Below are 15,997 nucleotides of genomic sequence, written 5' to 3' on the forward strand. Positions count from 1 at the left end.
ACGTTTCGTCCGGCTGAATGGACTGTGGTGCCCCGGCCCGTGATCCGATGACCGTGGCATAGTCGTTTGTCACGTACAACTGTATTCACACGGTACTCACGAGGGCGGATCCGAGGTCCGCGACCCTGCATGCAGAATCAACAGATCGCCGAGATGTTCACCGAGCTTGCGGACCTGCTTGAGCTTCAGGGGGCAAACTCGTTTCGCGTCCGTGCTTACCGAAATGGAGCTCGAACGCTGGAGAATCTGTCTGAGTCGGTCGCTGATCTGGTGCATCTGCCGGGGGGAGGTCTTGAGCGACTGGACGGAATCGGGAAGGATCTGGCTGCCAAGATTAAAGTCGTCATCGACACGGGCGCGCTTCCCCAACTCGAGGAATTGAGACAGCAGGTTCCGCGCGGCGTCGTCGATATGCTGCGCATTCCGGGGCTGGGCCCCAAGAAGGTGGCGGTCCTGTTCAGCGAACTCGGCATTATCTCTCTCGAACAGCTCAAGGAAGCGTGCGAGGCGGGAAAGATTTCCGAACGAAAAGGATTCGGCAAGAAAACCGAACAGGCCATTCTTGAAGGGATTCCGCTGGCTCTGGAGGCCGGCAAGCGGTTCCTGATCAGCGTTGCGAGAGAATCCGCCGAAGAGATCGTTGCCGATTTGAAGCAGCTCCCCTCAATCCGGCAGGTTTCCGTGGCGGGGTCGTGTCGCCGTCGGAAGGAAACCTGCGGCGATCTGGACATTCTGGCGACATCCGATGATTCTGTCGCTGCGATGGATCGACTGGCTGTACATCCGCTGGTCGAGAAGGTTTTGGCGCGCGGGGAGACCAAGCAACGTGTTCGTCTTCGCTCGGGAATAGAGCTGGATCTGCGTGTCGTGCCGGACGAATCGTACGGTGCCGCGATGCAGTACTTTACCGGGTCGAAAGAGCACAACATCGTCATTCGCCGACGGGCGATTGAACGTGGATTCAAGTTGAACGAATACGGCCTGTTCCGGGATGACACCTACGTCGCCGGGCGAACAGAAGAAGAGGTCTACGCGGCGCTCGACTTGCCGTTGATTCCTCCAGAGCTGCGAGAAAATCGGGGCGAGATCGAACTGGCCGAGGCGGGGCAGTTGCCTCGACTGATCGAACTGGAAGATATTCAGGGCGATCTGCACATGCACACGACGGCGTCTGACGGTACGGCAACCATTCGCGAGATGGCCGAGGCGGCCAAAGCCCGTGGCCTGAAATATATCGCCATCACCGACCACTCGAAGCGCGTCAGTATGGCCAACGGACTGGATGCGACTCGGCTGCGCGAACACTGGGCCGAGATTCGCAAGGTTCGCGAGGAAGTGGAGGGAATCGAAATCCTGTGCGGGATCGAATGTGATATTCTGGAAGACGCAACGCTCGATCTGGATGACGAGGTTCTGTCGGAGGCCGACTGGGTCATTGCCGTCCTGCACTATGGTCTGAAGCAACCCCGTGAAATGATCATGAAGCGCCTGCTGGCCGCAATTCGCAATCCCCATGTGGATGCGATCGGACATCCCTCGGGGCGAATGGTGGTGAATCGGGTCGGGGCGGATATCGATTATACGACCTTCTTTCAGGCCGCTGCCGATCACGGTGTCCTGTTAGAGATCAATGCCAGCCCCTACCGCCTTGATCTGGACGATGTTCAAGCAGCCGCCGCCAAGACGCACGGAATCAAGATCATCATCAACACGGACTCGCATAGCCCCAGCGGATTTGCGACTTTGCGATATGGCGTGGATCAAGCCCGGCGGGCGGGGTTGACCAGGGATGATGTCGCGAATACCCGGTCGATCAACGACTTCAAAGGCCTTCTCCGAAACGCCTGACGAGAACCGAGCCAGCAGTTCGGGCATTGCCTGTTCTCGATCGCTGCCAGGACTGCCCTGACACTCAGGCCGCACTTCTCGCCAAGGGTTTGGAACGGAAATTGCTTTGTGAGTGTTTTGACAGTCACTTTGTCAGCTTCAGAACGCAATTCTGTGATCCAGTTCCCGCCTTCATTCGTTCACCGATATTGGCCAGCTTGCTGAAGATGTTTGCGTAAGGGGATTTGAAGCCAATGCATATGCCGATGTTTGATCCAATGTACTTCCTGTTCATCGCCCCGGGGTTTCTCCTATCCTTGTGGGCCAGTTACCGGGTCCGTACTGCCTTTGGACACTATTCGCAGGTCGGTACAGCACGGGGGCTGTCGGGGGCTGAGGCTGCGCGGCAACTGCTGAACGATGCCGGTCTGAACTCCGTCGGGATTGTGGAGACAGAAGGTCAGCTTTCGGATCACTATGACCCCCAACTGCGGCGTCTGGCGCTGTCACACGAGGTCTACCATGGCCGGTCAGTTGCGTCGATCGGTGTGGCGACGCACGAAGCGGGACATGCCATTCAGCACGCGACCAATTACGGGCCGCTCGGACTCCGGTCGATGCTGGTCCCGGTCGCCGGCATCGGGTCGAGCCTGGGTTACATGGTCATGGCAATCGGCCTGTTCGTGCATCCGTGGGTTTTTCTGATCGGAGTCGCCATCTTTTCCATGACGCTGCTGTTTCAGATCGTGACGCTGCCAGTGGAGTTTGATGCGTCTGCTCGAGCGAAACAACTGGTCGTCGATGCCGGCATCATCCTGCCGCAAGAGCGCGAAGGGATGGATAAGGTTCTGGATGCCGCTGCGCTCACCTATGTTGCTGCTGCCGTGAGTACGCTGTCTGTGATCCTCTACTATCTTTTCCGCTCAGGCCTGTTGGGCGGGTCTCGCGACGATCGATAGTCTTAACACAGAGCGGGATCGGCGACTGTCGATCCCGCTCTTTCTATCGTTCCTGCGGGAAACGAGATCGAAGACCCGGACCGGGCCTTTTTCCGTCAAACTGCTTGAGAAAGAGTCTCTCTGACTGACGCATGGCGTCATCACCCGGAAGTGCCCTGTTTCATTCCAAGGGACCGCCATGCTTGAGAACTCACCGGTCGTGGCGTGTGCACTCCCATTGGGACTGGATCTTTCCTTTCTTCAAGACTTTTATCTGCGGCTTCCCTTTTTGAAACGGGATGGATGTCTCTCGCTTGGTCCTCTGGGGAGTACAACCGTTCTCGCACGATTGCTGGCCACCGCAGGGGCGGACGTCATTACCACCCGACAGGGGCACATCTCCCATTCCACAGATTACGAAGCTCTGCGGGCAGACGGTTATACGGTGGGCGTCCGCCACGCCCAGCAGCATGATCAAGGTCTGGCCAATCTGGCGAGGGGTTTTGAAGAACTTCTCAAGGGGCCCGTCGACATTCATTTTTATGCGACCCCGGCCGGAAACAGGGGATTTGATTGGCATTATGACGCGGAAGAAGTCTTCGTGCTGCAGACGGGTGGTGCGAAAACCTGGTGGCTCAAAAAGAACACAGTGAATCCGTGGCCTTTAATGGACGCGATTCCCCAGGATCAGCGATTCGAACGGGAAGTGATGGGGGCAGTCAAGTACGAGCTTCATGAGGGTGACTGGCTTTACATCCCGAGTGGATACTGGCATCGGACGAGCGCTGAAACCGATTCCTGTTCCCTGTCCGTCGGAATCCGGGCTGCCACGGCGATGGATGTCTATGAACTTCTGCGGCCTCTTCTCTCCCGATCCCTCTTGTGGCGTCAGCGTCTTCCGTTACCCGGTTCGGCAGGGGATCCCGAGGAACTGCGGCGACAGTACGGGGCAATTGTCGATGATTTGTCGCAGGATCTCCATGAATTGCTTCACAATGAGCAGTTCATCCAGACGATCATGAAACATCCGTTGGGCCATTAAGCCAGCTGCGTCTCAACCGCTCTTCAGACGAGAACTGCTTCATTTTCGCCGTGCTGACGAGTCCCGGTCTGATCCTGCTGGGTCGAGGAGTAGGAATAGCAGTAATCCAGGGCAGCCCCCCAGGCGAGGTGGCTGACAATCATCATCGCGTTTCGGGCGAGCGATTCCTGCGGTGCGCTGGCCTTACTGTTGGCGGCCGGGAGCGCTGCAAGGTAATTGGCCGCCCAAACCGCCATCCCGTATGCCATTCCCCGGGGGATTGATCGCGTGCGATCTCCGTGAGTGACCGCTCCATAGAGCAGCCCCATCAACGAACCGTAGCCGTAGTGCGCTGTCCAGACCGTCGGTTGCTTCAAGTCCGTTTCGAGAACCTCCCGGACCTGCGCCCCTTGAGCGACGTCTTCAACGATCTCCTGAGGCGGCAATGGGTACTGGTCCTGCGGCGGGAGGATTTGCTTGCAAGCAACCATCACCCCGGTCATCGGGGCCGTCGCAATCAGTCCAGAAACCGCTCCTTCGAGTAACGACGTTGTGAGGCACGAGTCGGCTTTCATTTTGATCTCTCCTCCTTCGGCGGAATTTGGTACCTGTGGAAACCTGATCAAAGAGCGGAAACTCCGCTTACGCCAGCGCGCTTACGCCCGCGTCAGACCGGGTTTCCCTGAAAAAGCGTTACAAGCGAGTGGGCCTGCCCCAGTCGCTGAGCCAAATTTCCGATGAAAGACCGTCAGCCACGGCCTGACACGCGGAGACCCAGTCAGGATGGATATGTTGGCAAATGACGTACCGACCTGGGTCGATCGACGGACGCGATACGAAACCTGTGGCAAAGCTGTCCTCGCCCGGGACTCGAGTGTTCCAGGTCTCACGGGGAGACTGGTGAGGCCAGGGGCTCCGGTCTCGCCGAAGAGCCGGAAACGCGTTTCTGCGACAAAAAATCTTGACGTGTTGTTGCGTGTCTCGTATGATCACCAGCCGCGAATACGAACGATGGTCACCCGTTTCGTTTTGGAGCAATGGGACCTGTGTCTGAGGAGAACGATTCACGGCGACAGGAGCGACGGATCCGGGTTGATTCCGGCTCGTTTCCGATATTTGGAAGTTGCTCATGTTGCTCAAATTGAGCAACTTCAATAACGGCGGCAGGTGCCTGAAAAATAGGGGTTTGTGTCGAAGTTGCTCAACTTGTTCAACTTGCTCAACACATTTTTTTCTGCGAGGTCAGTGGATCGGAAAAGTGACGCCGCGGCGGGCCAACACCCCGGGTGTGGAGCGGTCCCGGATCCCGGGACGCGGGACGATGGAGGTGCGGGGACGAAATCAGGCGCTGGGTTGGCGACAGGGTTTGCGAGGGCGGATCTTCTAAAACGCCCGTCAGGATTTTTCCTGCTGGTAAATCGCCAGGATGACGTCTTCGACCGTTTTGAATTTCGTTTTGCCGCCGGCGACCGCGTCGATTTTTTCGCGGGCTTCGACGGAATTGAAGCCGAGGCTGATCAGGGCTTCCATCGCCTCACCCAGGACACCTTTTTCGGCTGTCTTGGCTTCGGGAAATTCCTTGGCGACCATCAAGGCGAACTTGGCCATTCGCCGACGGAGTTTCGCCACGATCCGCTCGCTCATCGCCGGGCCAATCCCCGGAAGCAGGCTCAGTTCTTTGACATTCTGTTCTTCAATGGCTTCGGCGACTTCCCGGACAGGCCGGACCATCGAGCGGAGCGTCTTTTTTACTCCCATGCCGTCGACTGAGCAGACCAGCTCGAAGAATTCGAGTTCCGCTTCGCTGAGGAAGCCGACCAGCCGGGGAGTCAGTCGCCCCTGCTGCGGATTTCCTTCCAGGTATTCGATGGTCTTCAGGCTGACGGTATCGCCCAGCAGCGACTGGAGCTGGCGGCGAACAAATTCGGGCACGAAGACTTCGTATTCGAAGGGGCCGACATCAATCCGGGCTTCGGCTTCGCCCAAGCGGACGAGTTTACCTGTAATGCGAGTAATCAACCGAAATCCCTCCTTGAGATGGCTTTGATGGGGCCGCGTGCTGGATCCGTCAGGCGGGCATCACCACTTGGTGGTGGCTGCGCGTTCCAGTGTGAAGACGGCGGTTCCGTTTCGGAAGAGTGTGACCGTCCCGGTGGACTGACTGACCGTAATGGCCATGGCAAGGGTATGGGCAGAGATCGCGGCAGCGGTCTGGTGCCGTGCGCCGAGTCCCTGCGGCAGGCCAGGCGGAGATGACTTGGGCATCAGGTAGGTACCGGCACTCAGGACGGTTCCGTCTCCCTGAATGATGAAGGCGCCGTCGATCAGCGCGTACTCTTTCATCGTCTCCGAAAGACTGGGGTCCAAGACATTGCGGAGCTGTTTCGAGTAACCGTGGAACGGGTTGAGCACCAGTTGTTGGGCATTCCTCAACACGTTCCGGGCGTCACCGACGACGAACATGGCACCGACCGGGTGTGCTTCACGCCCTTCTGCGGCAATCTCAACCGCAAGCGAGAGGATGCGGAGCATGACGGCGGGGCGGACGACGTCGACGCCGCGGCGATTCTTTTCTGACAGCATGGCCCGGAAGTGGGCTTCGGGTTTGGTGACCGTGATGCTGTCGAGGCGTCGACCGTCGGGGCCGGTCACACAGATGACGCTGGTCTTTTCGTGCAGCAGGTTTTGGGACGAGGCCAGCAGCTGACCCAGATTCGCCCGGTCCATCCGTGACAGCGAGGCATGCAGGCCTTCGAAGACATGCGTGTCTTCTCGCTCAATGTGGAAATCTTCGCTGTGTTCCGTGGTGACGATCAGCAGCCGACCCTTCCATTGGGACAGGGTGTCCCAGGGGACGCTTTCCACGCGGTCGATCGCGATCAGAAGTGCCTGAGCACCGAGTGATTCGACCAGTTGCATGGCCTGCTTGATGATGAGTTGCGTCAGTCGCGGAATGCCCGGCAGTCGGGCGGGGCGCTGGTCGGGTTGAACCCCCGCTTTGGCCAGTAGCAACGCGTCAATCGTGCGCGTGTCTTTGGCTTCGATCAACTGCTGCCGGAACTCAGGCAGCTTCAGCAGTTCGGCGAGACCGGCCAGCACCTCGACGTGCGTTTGCAGCAGTTTCCGTCCGATGACCAGCAGGACCACCAGTTTGACGCTTTGGCCGCTCGGGACACCATAATCGATACCGGTACGGCTGCGGCCGAGCACGACTCGGAAATCACCATCCCAGTCGACAAAGGCATGTGGAAGGGCAAAGTCGCTGGAAACAAGAGTTTGTGCGGCCGCTTCTCGTTCTTCGATAGCCTGGAGAACGGTGTCCGGCGCGATCCCTTCATCTTCCCAGTTGGCGGCCTGGACGAGCGCTCGAATGGCGGCAGGCCGCTGTTTCACGGTCAGCTCGACAATCCGAATTGCGCTTACCAGGTCACCAAAATCCAATGTGATATCTCCACTTGCAGACTTGACTGAAGGGTGTGCCGGGAAATGGGATTGATCTTATAGTTCATGCAGGTTGAGGCTGGCAACCACGTTCGGACAGTTCTTGTTAATATGCTATGATCGGCGATCGAGTCTTTCTTACCAAAGGCTCTCATTCTCCTAAAGTACGACACCCGTTTTTCGACGCCTCGCAGGTGTTTTTGAGGGACTGCATCTATGAAGACCGCCACCGGCTGTACTGTCATTTCCAACGGGACCGCGGTCATCGGAACCGGCGCTGCGCCGATAAAGGACGCCACGATCGTGATCCGCGATGGGAAAATTGCCTACGCAGGACCCGTTGCGCAGGCCCCCGAGGTTGAGCCGGACGCGACCGTGATTGATGCACGAGGAGGCACGATTCTTCCCGGTCTGATCGAAGCACACTTCCATCCGACGTACTTCAACGTCGAGGCACTGGAAGACCTCGATATCAAGTATCCCGTTGAATATGTGACGCTGCTGGCGGCGAGCAATGCCAAGCTGGCTCTGGAGTGTGGCTACACCTCGGCACGTAGCGGTGGCAGTCTGTTCAATATCGACGTCTGGCTGAAAAAGGCCCTGGAGTGCGATCTGGTGCCGGGGCCCCGACTGGCCGCCAGTGGTCGGGAAATTTGTGGTGTCGGGGGGCTGATGGATTGGAACCCCGACTATCGCAAGATCGGTATGGATGGGCTGGTGCTGCTGGTGAATGGGCCGGATGAGGCGCGTGCTGCCGTGCGAAAACTCGTGAAAGATGGTGTGGAGTGGGTGAAGACCTACCCGACCGGCGACGCCGCCTCACCGGATGTCAATGATCATCACACGTTATGTATGACATTCGAAGAGATGCACGCTGTTGTCGCGACGGCTCATAACCATGGCCTCAAAGTGACGGGACATTGTCGCGCGACCGAGGGGATTAAGAATGCCCTGCGAGCGGGTTACGACACTCTCGAACACGGCACCTTCGTCGACGATGAGGCGCTCGAGATGATTCTGGAACGAAACACCCCTGTCGTGCCCGCCTTGTACTTTGAGCTGGCCAGCATCGAACGTGGACCGGAATTTGGCCTGTCGCAACGAGTAATCGACGGTCACCAGGAGACCCTGGAGGGTGGGGCGGAGAGTGCCCGGCGCATCCTGAGGGCAGGGGGCCGCCTGGGGATGGGGGGGGATTACGGTTTTGGTTGGAACCCACATGGCCAGTACGCCCGTGAACTGTCCTTTTTCGTCAACTACGTTGGTCTGACACCCCTCGAAGTGCTGACGTGCGCCACGAAGACGGGTGCGGAAATCCTGGGCCGCGAACACGAACTGGGCACGCTGGAAGCGGGCAAACTGGCCGATGTCCTGATCGTGGATGGCGATGTGATTGGCAATATTTCGCTTCTCGAAGACCGGAAGCGGTTTATTGCCGTGATGCAGGGGGGAATTATCAAAGCGGGAGAGCTGTTCCGGTCGCAGGCATGAAATCCCTGTGTGTCGGGCGGATTCGCCTGTTTGAAATCGCGGGTCCCTCCGAGGGGCGAGGGATGACGTTTTGTCGCATCCGGCTGTCGCGGCGGGGCACTGTGGTGCTTTCTGCCAGTTGTAAGGTTATAATAAACCGGAGCCGCCGAATGGTCCCGCCCCGTTTGCCCGCCTGACTTGATCAACCCATCGGTACGAGAACAGTTCGTACCTCGCTCGCATGACAGAGGATCGCTGTGTCCCACCTTCACCTGTTTGACGTGATCAAATCAACGTCCGTATTTGTTTCGCGACTGGCCGAAACGCTTCCGGTTTGTTGGGCAAGTTCGAGATCCCTTGCGGCAGGCCTTGGCGTCGCTCCTGACGGATGCCGCCTGAAAACGTCGGCAACTCGGGGAGAGTTGTGGAGCGGGATGGTGGGCATCTGTGCCCTGAGCTTTCTGTTTCTGACAGGTTGCGAACAGTCAGAGACGATCTCGGAGTATACGGTTCCCAAACATGAAACCCTGCAATCGTCCGAGTTTCTCGCAGAGTATGAGCGGACGCATCCCAAGCCCGAGCGGATGATTGGTCTCGTCATTCCGCGAAGCTCTCTGCTGTGGTTCTTCAAACTGCAGGGAAACATGGACGCGATTGCGGCACGGGAGAGCGAGCTTCGAGAGTTCTTCAAGGGATTAAAGTTCGGGCCTGCCGACGATCTGCAGTGGACCCTTCCCGAAGGTTGGCGCCAGCAGCCCGGGAACGAGATGCGACATGCGACGATTCTGCTGAGCGGAGAACCACCGATCGAGATGTCGGTGACGAAATTTGCTTCCCGGCAGGATCTTCCAGTGACAGACCAGGTGGTCATGAATATCAACCGCTGGCGAGGCCAGTTATCGCTTCCTCCGATTGAGAGTGAGGATCTGGATCAGCAGGCCGAAAAGCTGCCCGTCGGCGATGGAGTCGCTTACTGGCTCAACATCGTCGGTCGCCCGCAACCAAAGCCGGCGAGTATGAGTCTGCCTCCTGCCCAGACGGCACGTAACCAACCCGCGGCCACGGAAGGGGGGGCTGACAAGCCGTCGCTTCCGTTCGACAAACCCGAAGGATGGACTGAAGGACCTCCTGCAGCGTTTGCGGTCGTCTCGCTGCAGGTTGCCGATGGCGAGCAGAAGGCCTCGGTGACAGTCACGCGTGCGGGTGGAAATCCGCTGCTGAATGTGAACCGGTGGCGTGGTCAGGTTGGGCTGGGGCCGCTGACAGAAGAGGAGCTGGCGCAATCAGCACGTCAGGTAAGCGTCGGGGGGCTCAAAGGAAGCCTGTACGAGATGACCGAGGGGGACCGGTCGATTTTCGGTGTAATCGTCGAAGAGCAGGGACAGATGTGGTTCATCAAGCTGATGGGTGATGCACCGCTCGTCGAACGGGAACGGATTCGATTCGAGGAATTCCTGAAGTCTCTCAATTTGAAAAGTGGATCGTGAAGCCTCTGGTCTGCGGGACCGGGGCAATGACGCAGCGGTAAGTGGACTCAAGTTGTGATTAATGCTCGTTTCGAAAACCTCGAAACGAGTGACTGCAATAACTAACTGCGGACTTCGATCGAGATGGTCCTGTAGCTGACGGCGAGGTGTTTAATGGCAACAGATGGAACGCTGACCGGTGAAAAATCGAGCTCGGTAGCAACTGGCAGTGCGCTGTGGCGTGGAATCAAAACGGTTCTGGAGCCTGCGGCGTCATTGAAGTTGACGGTCGTGCTGTTCGCCTTATCCATTTTTCTCATCCTGGCGGGGACGTTCGCTCAGGTTGATATGGATATCTGGGAAGTCATCGGACTTTACTTCCGGTGCTGGTTTGCCTGGGTGCCGTTTCAGGTCTTTTTCCCCGCATCCTTCTTTTCGGAAGATCCCTGGATTGTTCCTGGCGGAATCTACTTCCCCGGCGGAAAGTTGCTCGGTCTGCTGTTAGCCATCAACTTGCTTTCCGCACATCTGGTGCGGTTCAAAGCCGTCGCCCGGGGGCAGCGGCTGTTTGCAGGGCTGGTCAGTATCGCGCTGGGTTGTCTGGTTACCTGGGCGATCGTCGCGGCCGGTGGAAATTCCCGAGGTATCCAGGGTGAGCCTTTAGTTCCTTACTCGACGCAATGGATCGGGTATCAGGGGTTCCTGGGCCTGGCCGCGATCGCGGCGGGATTTGGATTCTGGATGCTGCTTCAACAACCGTTGTCAAAAGCCAGCGATGTCTGGAGTCGCCAGATGTTCCTGCGTGTCACGACAGGGGGGACGGGGATCGGCCTGCTGGTGCTGATGTTCTGGTTCATTTCACGCGGTCAAGCAGGGCGGCCGACGGATGCATCGCTCCGAATTCTGTGGCAATTGACTCAGGGGACCGTTGCGTCGCTGGCTCTGCTCGGGGGCTGCTGGGCGGTCTTCGGCAAACGGGCCGGGATCGTGCTACTGCATGGCGGTATCGGTCTCATGATGTTCTACGAATTGCACGTGGCACTGACGGCCGTTGAAACCCAGATGAATCTGGTTGAAGGGGAGCGGACAAACTACGTACACGATATTCGTACGATCGAACTTGCCGTCAGCGATGTCACCGATCCGCAAGCGGATAAGGTCATCGCGATTCCGAAATCACTTGTTCTGGACACCAAGCCAATCGACCACCCCGATTTGCCGTTCCGGATGACCGTGTCAGGATATCTGAAAAACGCGAGGATTCGTGGTGTCACGTCCAAGGACAAAAACCCCGCCACGGCCGGCGCGGGGCTGGTCTGGATGGCTGACGAAATCAGGGCAAGCACCGGAACCGATAGTGACAGCAAAGTCGATTCGCCCGCCGCGTACGTGACCCTGGAATCGAAGGCGGACGGAACACCGCTGGGGACCTATCTGGTCAGTTGGACGTTGTCGATGAGTGATGAAGTCGATGAGGTCCGCGTCGGGGATAAGGTTTACCAGATCGCTCTTCGTCCCAAACGCTACTACAAAAGCTACGTCTTCGAGCTCAAGGACGTCAGCAAGAAAGACTACCTCGGCACCAATACGCCCCGCAGCTACGCATCAACCGTCCATATCCAGGATTCAGATCGCAACGTGGACGAGGTCAAAACGATCTGGATGAACAATCCTCTGCGGTTTGCGGATGAGACCTTCTATCAGAGTGGTTACTTCCGCGAGCCAAGTTCGGGCATTGAGCATGCCACTCTCTCGGTGGTGGCCAATACGGGCTGGATGATGCCCTACGTCGGCTGCATGCTCGTCGGAATCGGAATGCTGACCCATTTCATGACATTGCTGATCAACTTCCTCACCCGAGGTGAATCGGTCAACTTGTCTGCGGAAGAGGCTGAGCGCGCAGCGCGGCTGGCCAGCAAGCTGGGGATGAAACCGACGCTTCCCGTTTCCGCTCAGCCGGAAAGTCCTCAGGCGGATGCACCGAAAGAATGGGCGTCGTGGTTGTTTGCTTCTGCTCTGGCAATCTGCGCAATCACCTATTTCGGCAGCGTGGCTGCACCGCCGAAGCCAAAAACACTTTCGATGGATTTGTATCGGTTCGGGCAGATCCCTGTGTTGTCAGAGGGGCGTACGAAGCCGCTCGATACGGCTGCGACGTCTGCGCTGCTGGCAATTTCGGGGCGAACCCGTGTGACCGTCGGTGAGGAAGGTGCCAAGCAACGAATTCCCGCCATTCAATGGCTGCTGGAAGTCATCTCGGAAGCCAAGGTCGCCGATGAGCGCGAGATCTTCCGTGTCGAGAATCTGGAAGTCCAGGAAACGATTGGTGTCAAGAAACGCGAAGGCATGCGGTACTCTCGCAGCGACATTCGCAAGAACGGCGAAGAGTTTGAAAAGCAGGTCCGGCTGGCTCGAAGCCAGGCCAAGGAACGCAAGGAGATCAGCGTTTACCAGAAGAAGATCCTGGAACTGGCTGAGAAGGTTTCCACGTTCGATAACCTGGTATTTGCATTCGGGCTGCAGCACCGCATTCGTGGTGAAACACAGCAGGAAGTCCTCAGGTCATTCCAGATGGTCAGCCAGTTTGCAGAGGCACTGGAAGAAGAAGGTCAGCCCGTGTTCTCTGTCTGGCCGAAGGATGCCGACGACAATTGGCATATTCTGTCACGCGCCTGGTTGCTCGATATTCCTAACCGGATGAAAAAGAACGGTGAAGAAGATCAGGTGGTCGCCGCCTGGGAGCAGGTTCTTAAGGCGTATTCCGATGAGAAGCCAGCCATGTTCAATCAGGCTGTGGATCGGGTGCTCGAACTGGTGTCGAAGGACCGTCCCAGCGACGTGAATCCTTCGATCATTCGACTGGAGTCGTACTTCAATTACGCTCAGCCATTCACGCACGCCAGTCGAATCTACATTTTGGCGTTCGTGCTGAGCGCACTCGGCTGGTTGTTCTGGCCACGAGGCTTTAACCGGGCTGCCTTCTATGTACTGCTGGTGACGCTGGTGGTGCACACTGCGGCCATCGTTGCTCGACTGATTATTTCGGGTCGGCCGCCTGTGACCAATCTCTATTCTTCGGCCGTCTTCATCGGCTGGGGATGCGTTGTGATGGGGCTGATCTTCGAACTGATCTACCGTATCGGGATTGGTAATCTCGTCGCTGCCGCGGCCGGGTACGCGACATTGTTGATTGCAGACGGTCTTGCTTCCGACGGTGATACGTTTACTGTGTTGCAGGCGGTGCTCGATACGCAGTTCTGGCTTGCAACGCACGTGACCTGTATCACACTTGGCTATGCGACGACGTATCTGGCGGGGCTTTTCGCGATTGCCTACATCATTCGCGGTGTCTGCACACCGTCGCTGTCAGCCAAAGAAGGCCGCGACATTCACCGGATGATCTACGGAACGCTGTGCTTCTCGATCTTCTTCAGTTTCGTTGGTACGGTGCTCGGAGGTCTCTGGGCCGATGACTCGTGGGGACGCTTCTGGGGATGGGATCCCAAAGAAAATGCCGCTCTGATCATCGTGCTATGGAATGCGATTGCTCTGCACGCTCGCTGGGGCGGGATGGTGAAGGAACGTGGTCTGGCTGTGCTTGCCGTTGCCGGCAACATCTTTGTGAGCTGGTCATGGTGGGGGGTCAACGCTTTGGGAGCGGGTCTGCATTCCTATGGATTCAAGCAGGGAACGATCCGCAACCTCGGGCTGTTTATTCTCTTCAACCTGGTGATCATCGGGATCGGAATGTTACCCAAATCCGCATGGTGGAGCCTGCGGGAAAGGAAAGAGCCGTCCGTGACGCAGTAGGCGTGTGGCGTTGATTCCAGCAAACAGCCCTCATCGACTTGCGTCGATGAGGGCTGGTGAATCTCGGCTGCGTCACTTTCGCTGCCAGGCGGGATGACAAACGCGAGTAAGATCGACCCCGCTGTTCGTTTGGCGGTCACTCGAGACCCTGCAGAGCAGAGCAAGATTGTAAAAATAGCAATCTAGATCATGTCCAGCCTGCGATGGGATCGCTGAGGTGGACGGGAGCAGGTGGCGCAGATGCCGTCGACTTCGAGGCGGTGTCCTGACATGCGAAAACCATGCGTGGCGGCCACGGTCTCGAGTACGTCAGAGATCATCTCGTTCGGAAACTCGATCATCTCACCGCACTTTTTGCAGATGAGGTGATCGTGTTGCGGGTAGCCGTAGTCGTGTTCGTAAACTTCCCGATCGTTGGCGCGAGCCACCTTTCGGATCAGACCTGCCTCTTGTAAAAGATTCAATGTCCGGTAGACGGTGCTGCGGCTGGCTTGCATGGATCCTTTACGGCCAGCAAGGCTGTCAATCCACTGATCGGCATCGAAATGGTCGTGCGTGGAGTAGATCGCGGTCACAACAGCTTCCCGTTCGGGGGTCAGCCGCATTTTCTTTGTCAAAAGGAATTCACGGAACTTATCAACCGGGGCAACGGTCACGTTCATCGTGGCCAGATCCGACACGAAACACTCTCCCATCTCACACGAGATAATTCAGTAGCGCACTATTTCTATTTTGTATCGACCTCTCTTCAAGATCAATGACTAATGCGATACCGAACGCCCGAAGGGGGCGATTCAGCCAGTGGCTGAAGAGGTGTCACTCGTCAAGGTCGAGACCGAGAGAATCAAACATCTTTGACAACGCGGCTTCCAGTTTTTCATCGGTGTCATAGGCACCGTTTTCGATCGCTTCCTGGATTTGCGCTAAACGTTGTGCCCGGATCTCTGGGCTTTCGCTGAGTCGATCCAACATTTTACCCGCCGAGGAGATTTCAAGTTCATCTTGCGGCGCCAGCACAGGCGACGCTGATGTGGGCTGTGGAACATTGGTGATAGGAGCTACCGCACGAGCGGGTGTCGCTCCGGAAGCTGATCCGACTCCTGAGACGTCCATGTTAGTCTGTCCCTCCTTGATGAGCCGATTAAAGCGAATCCGCAAGACAGGAAAACTGATAATCGGCTGGATAGGATCATAACTGACGCATGCCAAACGATTCAACCGGTACTGTGATCGACGAGACATTGCATTCCCCTAAATTGATGCGTGCGGAAACAGAGTTCCGGACGAACGGGAGGTCTGGGGGAACGTCATCTTTCCCGGCGTAAGGCGTCACGAAACGGGTTCGTAAACACTTGCTGCTGAATTTCTGTTGGGATCCGTCAAATGGATCGTCAAGTCGGCCCGAATCTGCCCGACACCCAAAGTTATCGGCGATCGCGTTCCGGAAATTGAATGCTCAAAAAAATAATCGTGTTAGGCACGCGTTTTGTGTGGCATGGAGGAACTCTCTCGCGAATTGTACCAGTCGTGACGTTGAATGCTCCTGAAAGAAGTTCTCGTCAGTTTTTGGTATGATGTTTCGATGAACGGACAAGAATACTGATACGCGTGTGTGAGGAGTGACCAGGAAGACGATCATGCAAACTAATGGGCCTCTGACGGAATATCGAGATGGCAAAGTGACGATCATCGTCTTCGGTGAAGACCTCAAGCATCTCGATGAAGTGAACGTCGTCGAAATCGGCAAGAAGCTGTTGCAGATCGTAGAATCGGTGACTCATCCTTTGCTCGTGCTGGACCTGCACGCAACGGAGTTTTTTGGATCGTCGTTCATTGAGTCACTCTTCCGCGTCTGGAAACAGCTCAATCGAAAGCCTGCTGCCAAGTTTGGACTGGCCGGATTACAGCCTTACTGTCGCGAGGTTCTTGAAGTGACACACCTCGATCGGTTGTGGCCCCTTTTCGACGATGCGGAAACGGCCGCTGCCGCTTTTAATCAGGCCTGATTCAAGGCTGCTGTAGCC

General features: G+C 57.1%; 12 protein-coding genes. 7 read left to right on the forward strand and 5 right to left on the reverse strand.

What is annotated here, in order from left to right:
* The first annotated feature begins 129 nt into the window (after positions 1-129).
* The 3 genes from polX to ACGY09_RS15795 all read left to right on the forward strand — a co-directional run bounded on the left by polX (position 130) and on the right by ACGY09_RS15795 (position 3,807).
* Positions 130-1,848 carry a DNA polymerase/3'-5' exonuclease PolX gene (gene polX, locus ACGY09_RS15785; protein WP_397568485.1) on the forward strand — a complete coding sequence of 573 codons (1,719 nt, stop codon included), beginning with the start codon at positions 130-132 and terminating at the stop codon, positions 1,846-1,848.
* A gap of 233 nt (positions 1,849-2,081) precedes the next feature.
* Positions 2,082-2,786 (forward strand): zinc metallopeptidase, encoded by a 705-nt coding sequence (locus tag ACGY09_RS15790; RefSeq protein WP_397568486.1) that lies wholly within the window; start codon positions 2,082-2,084, stop codon positions 2,784-2,786.
* Between the two features lie 178 nt (positions 2,787-2,964).
* On the forward strand, positions 2,965-3,807 hold the full coding sequence (locus tag ACGY09_RS15795; RefSeq protein WP_397568487.1) for a JmjC domain-containing protein: 843 nt from the start codon (positions 2,965-2,967) through the stop codon (positions 3,805-3,807).
* Positions 3,808-3,830: 23 nt separating this feature from the next.
* On the opposite strand, the gene ACGY09_RS15800 is transcribed toward ACGY09_RS15795, so the two are convergent.
* From ACGY09_RS15800 to ACGY09_RS15810, 3 genes are all read right to left on the reverse strand, one after another.
* Positions 3,831-4,361 (reverse strand): DUF6789 family protein, encoded by a 531-nt coding sequence (locus ACGY09_RS15800; protein ID WP_397568488.1) that lies wholly within the window; start codon positions 4,359-4,361, stop codon positions 3,831-3,833.
* Positions 4,362-5,181: 820 nt separating this feature from the next.
* Positions 5,182-5,805 carry a Holliday junction branch migration protein RuvA gene (gene ruvA, locus ACGY09_RS15805; protein ID WP_373649271.1) on the reverse strand — a complete coding sequence of 208 codons (624 nt, stop codon included), beginning with the start codon at positions 5,803-5,805 and terminating at the stop codon, positions 5,182-5,184.
* Between the two features lie 60 nt (positions 5,806-5,865).
* Positions 5,866-7,227 (reverse strand): diadenylate cyclase, encoded by a 1,362-nt coding sequence (locus ACGY09_RS15810; protein ID WP_373649270.1) that lies wholly within the window; start codon positions 7,225-7,227, stop codon positions 5,866-5,868.
* Positions 7,228-7,443: 216 nt separating this feature from the next.
* On the opposite strand from ACGY09_RS15810, the gene ACGY09_RS15815 reads away from it, so the two are divergent.
* From ACGY09_RS15815 to ccsA, 3 genes are all read left to right on the forward strand, one after another.
* A complete protein-coding gene (locus ACGY09_RS15815; RefSeq protein WP_397568489.1) occupies positions 7,444-8,718 on the forward strand; it encodes an amidohydrolase family protein in 1,275 nt (424 codons plus the stop codon).
* 413 nt (positions 8,719-9,131) lie between these two features.
* On the forward strand, positions 9,132-10,184 hold the full coding sequence (locus tag ACGY09_RS15820) for a hypothetical protein (protein ID WP_397568490.1): 1,053 nt from the start codon (positions 9,132-9,134) through the stop codon (positions 10,182-10,184).
* 153 nt (positions 10,185-10,337) lie between these two features.
* Positions 10,338-13,973 carry a cytochrome c biogenesis protein CcsA gene (ccsA, locus tag ACGY09_RS15825; protein ID WP_397568491.1) on the forward strand — a complete coding sequence of 1,212 codons (3,636 nt, stop codon included), beginning with the start codon at positions 10,338-10,340 and terminating at the stop codon, positions 13,971-13,973.
* A 182-nt stretch (positions 13,974-14,155) separates the two neighbouring features.
* Here ccsA and ACGY09_RS15830 read toward each other — a convergent pair whose 3' ends face one another.
* Together ACGY09_RS15830 and ACGY09_RS15835 are read right to left on the reverse strand one after the other, a co-directional pair.
* Entirely contained in the window at positions 14,156-14,653 is a 498-nt protein-coding gene (locus tag ACGY09_RS15830) for a Fur family transcriptional regulator (RefSeq protein ID WP_373649265.1), read from the reverse strand.
* A gap of 136 nt (positions 14,654-14,789) precedes the next feature.
* Positions 14,790-15,191: a flagellar biosynthesis anti-sigma factor FlgM gene (locus tag ACGY09_RS15835; RefSeq protein ID WP_373649264.1), complete on the reverse strand. Its 402-nt coding sequence runs from the start codon at positions 15,189-15,191 to the stop codon at positions 14,790-14,792.
* A gap of 419 nt (positions 15,192-15,610) precedes the next feature.
* Here ACGY09_RS15835 and ACGY09_RS15840 point away from each other — a divergent pair, with 419 nt between their 5' ends.
* Positions 15,611-15,979: an STAS domain-containing protein gene (locus ACGY09_RS15840; RefSeq protein WP_373649263.1), complete on the forward strand. Its 369-nt coding sequence runs from the start codon at positions 15,611-15,613 to the stop codon at positions 15,977-15,979.
* The last annotated feature ends 18 nt before the right edge of the window (positions 15,980-15,997 follow it).

Origin of the sequence: Schlesneria sphaerica (assembly GCF_044336245.1) — a bacterium.
Classification (GTDB): domain Bacteria; phylum Planctomycetota; class Planctomycetia; order Planctomycetales; family Planctomycetaceae; genus Schlesneria; species Schlesneria sphaerica.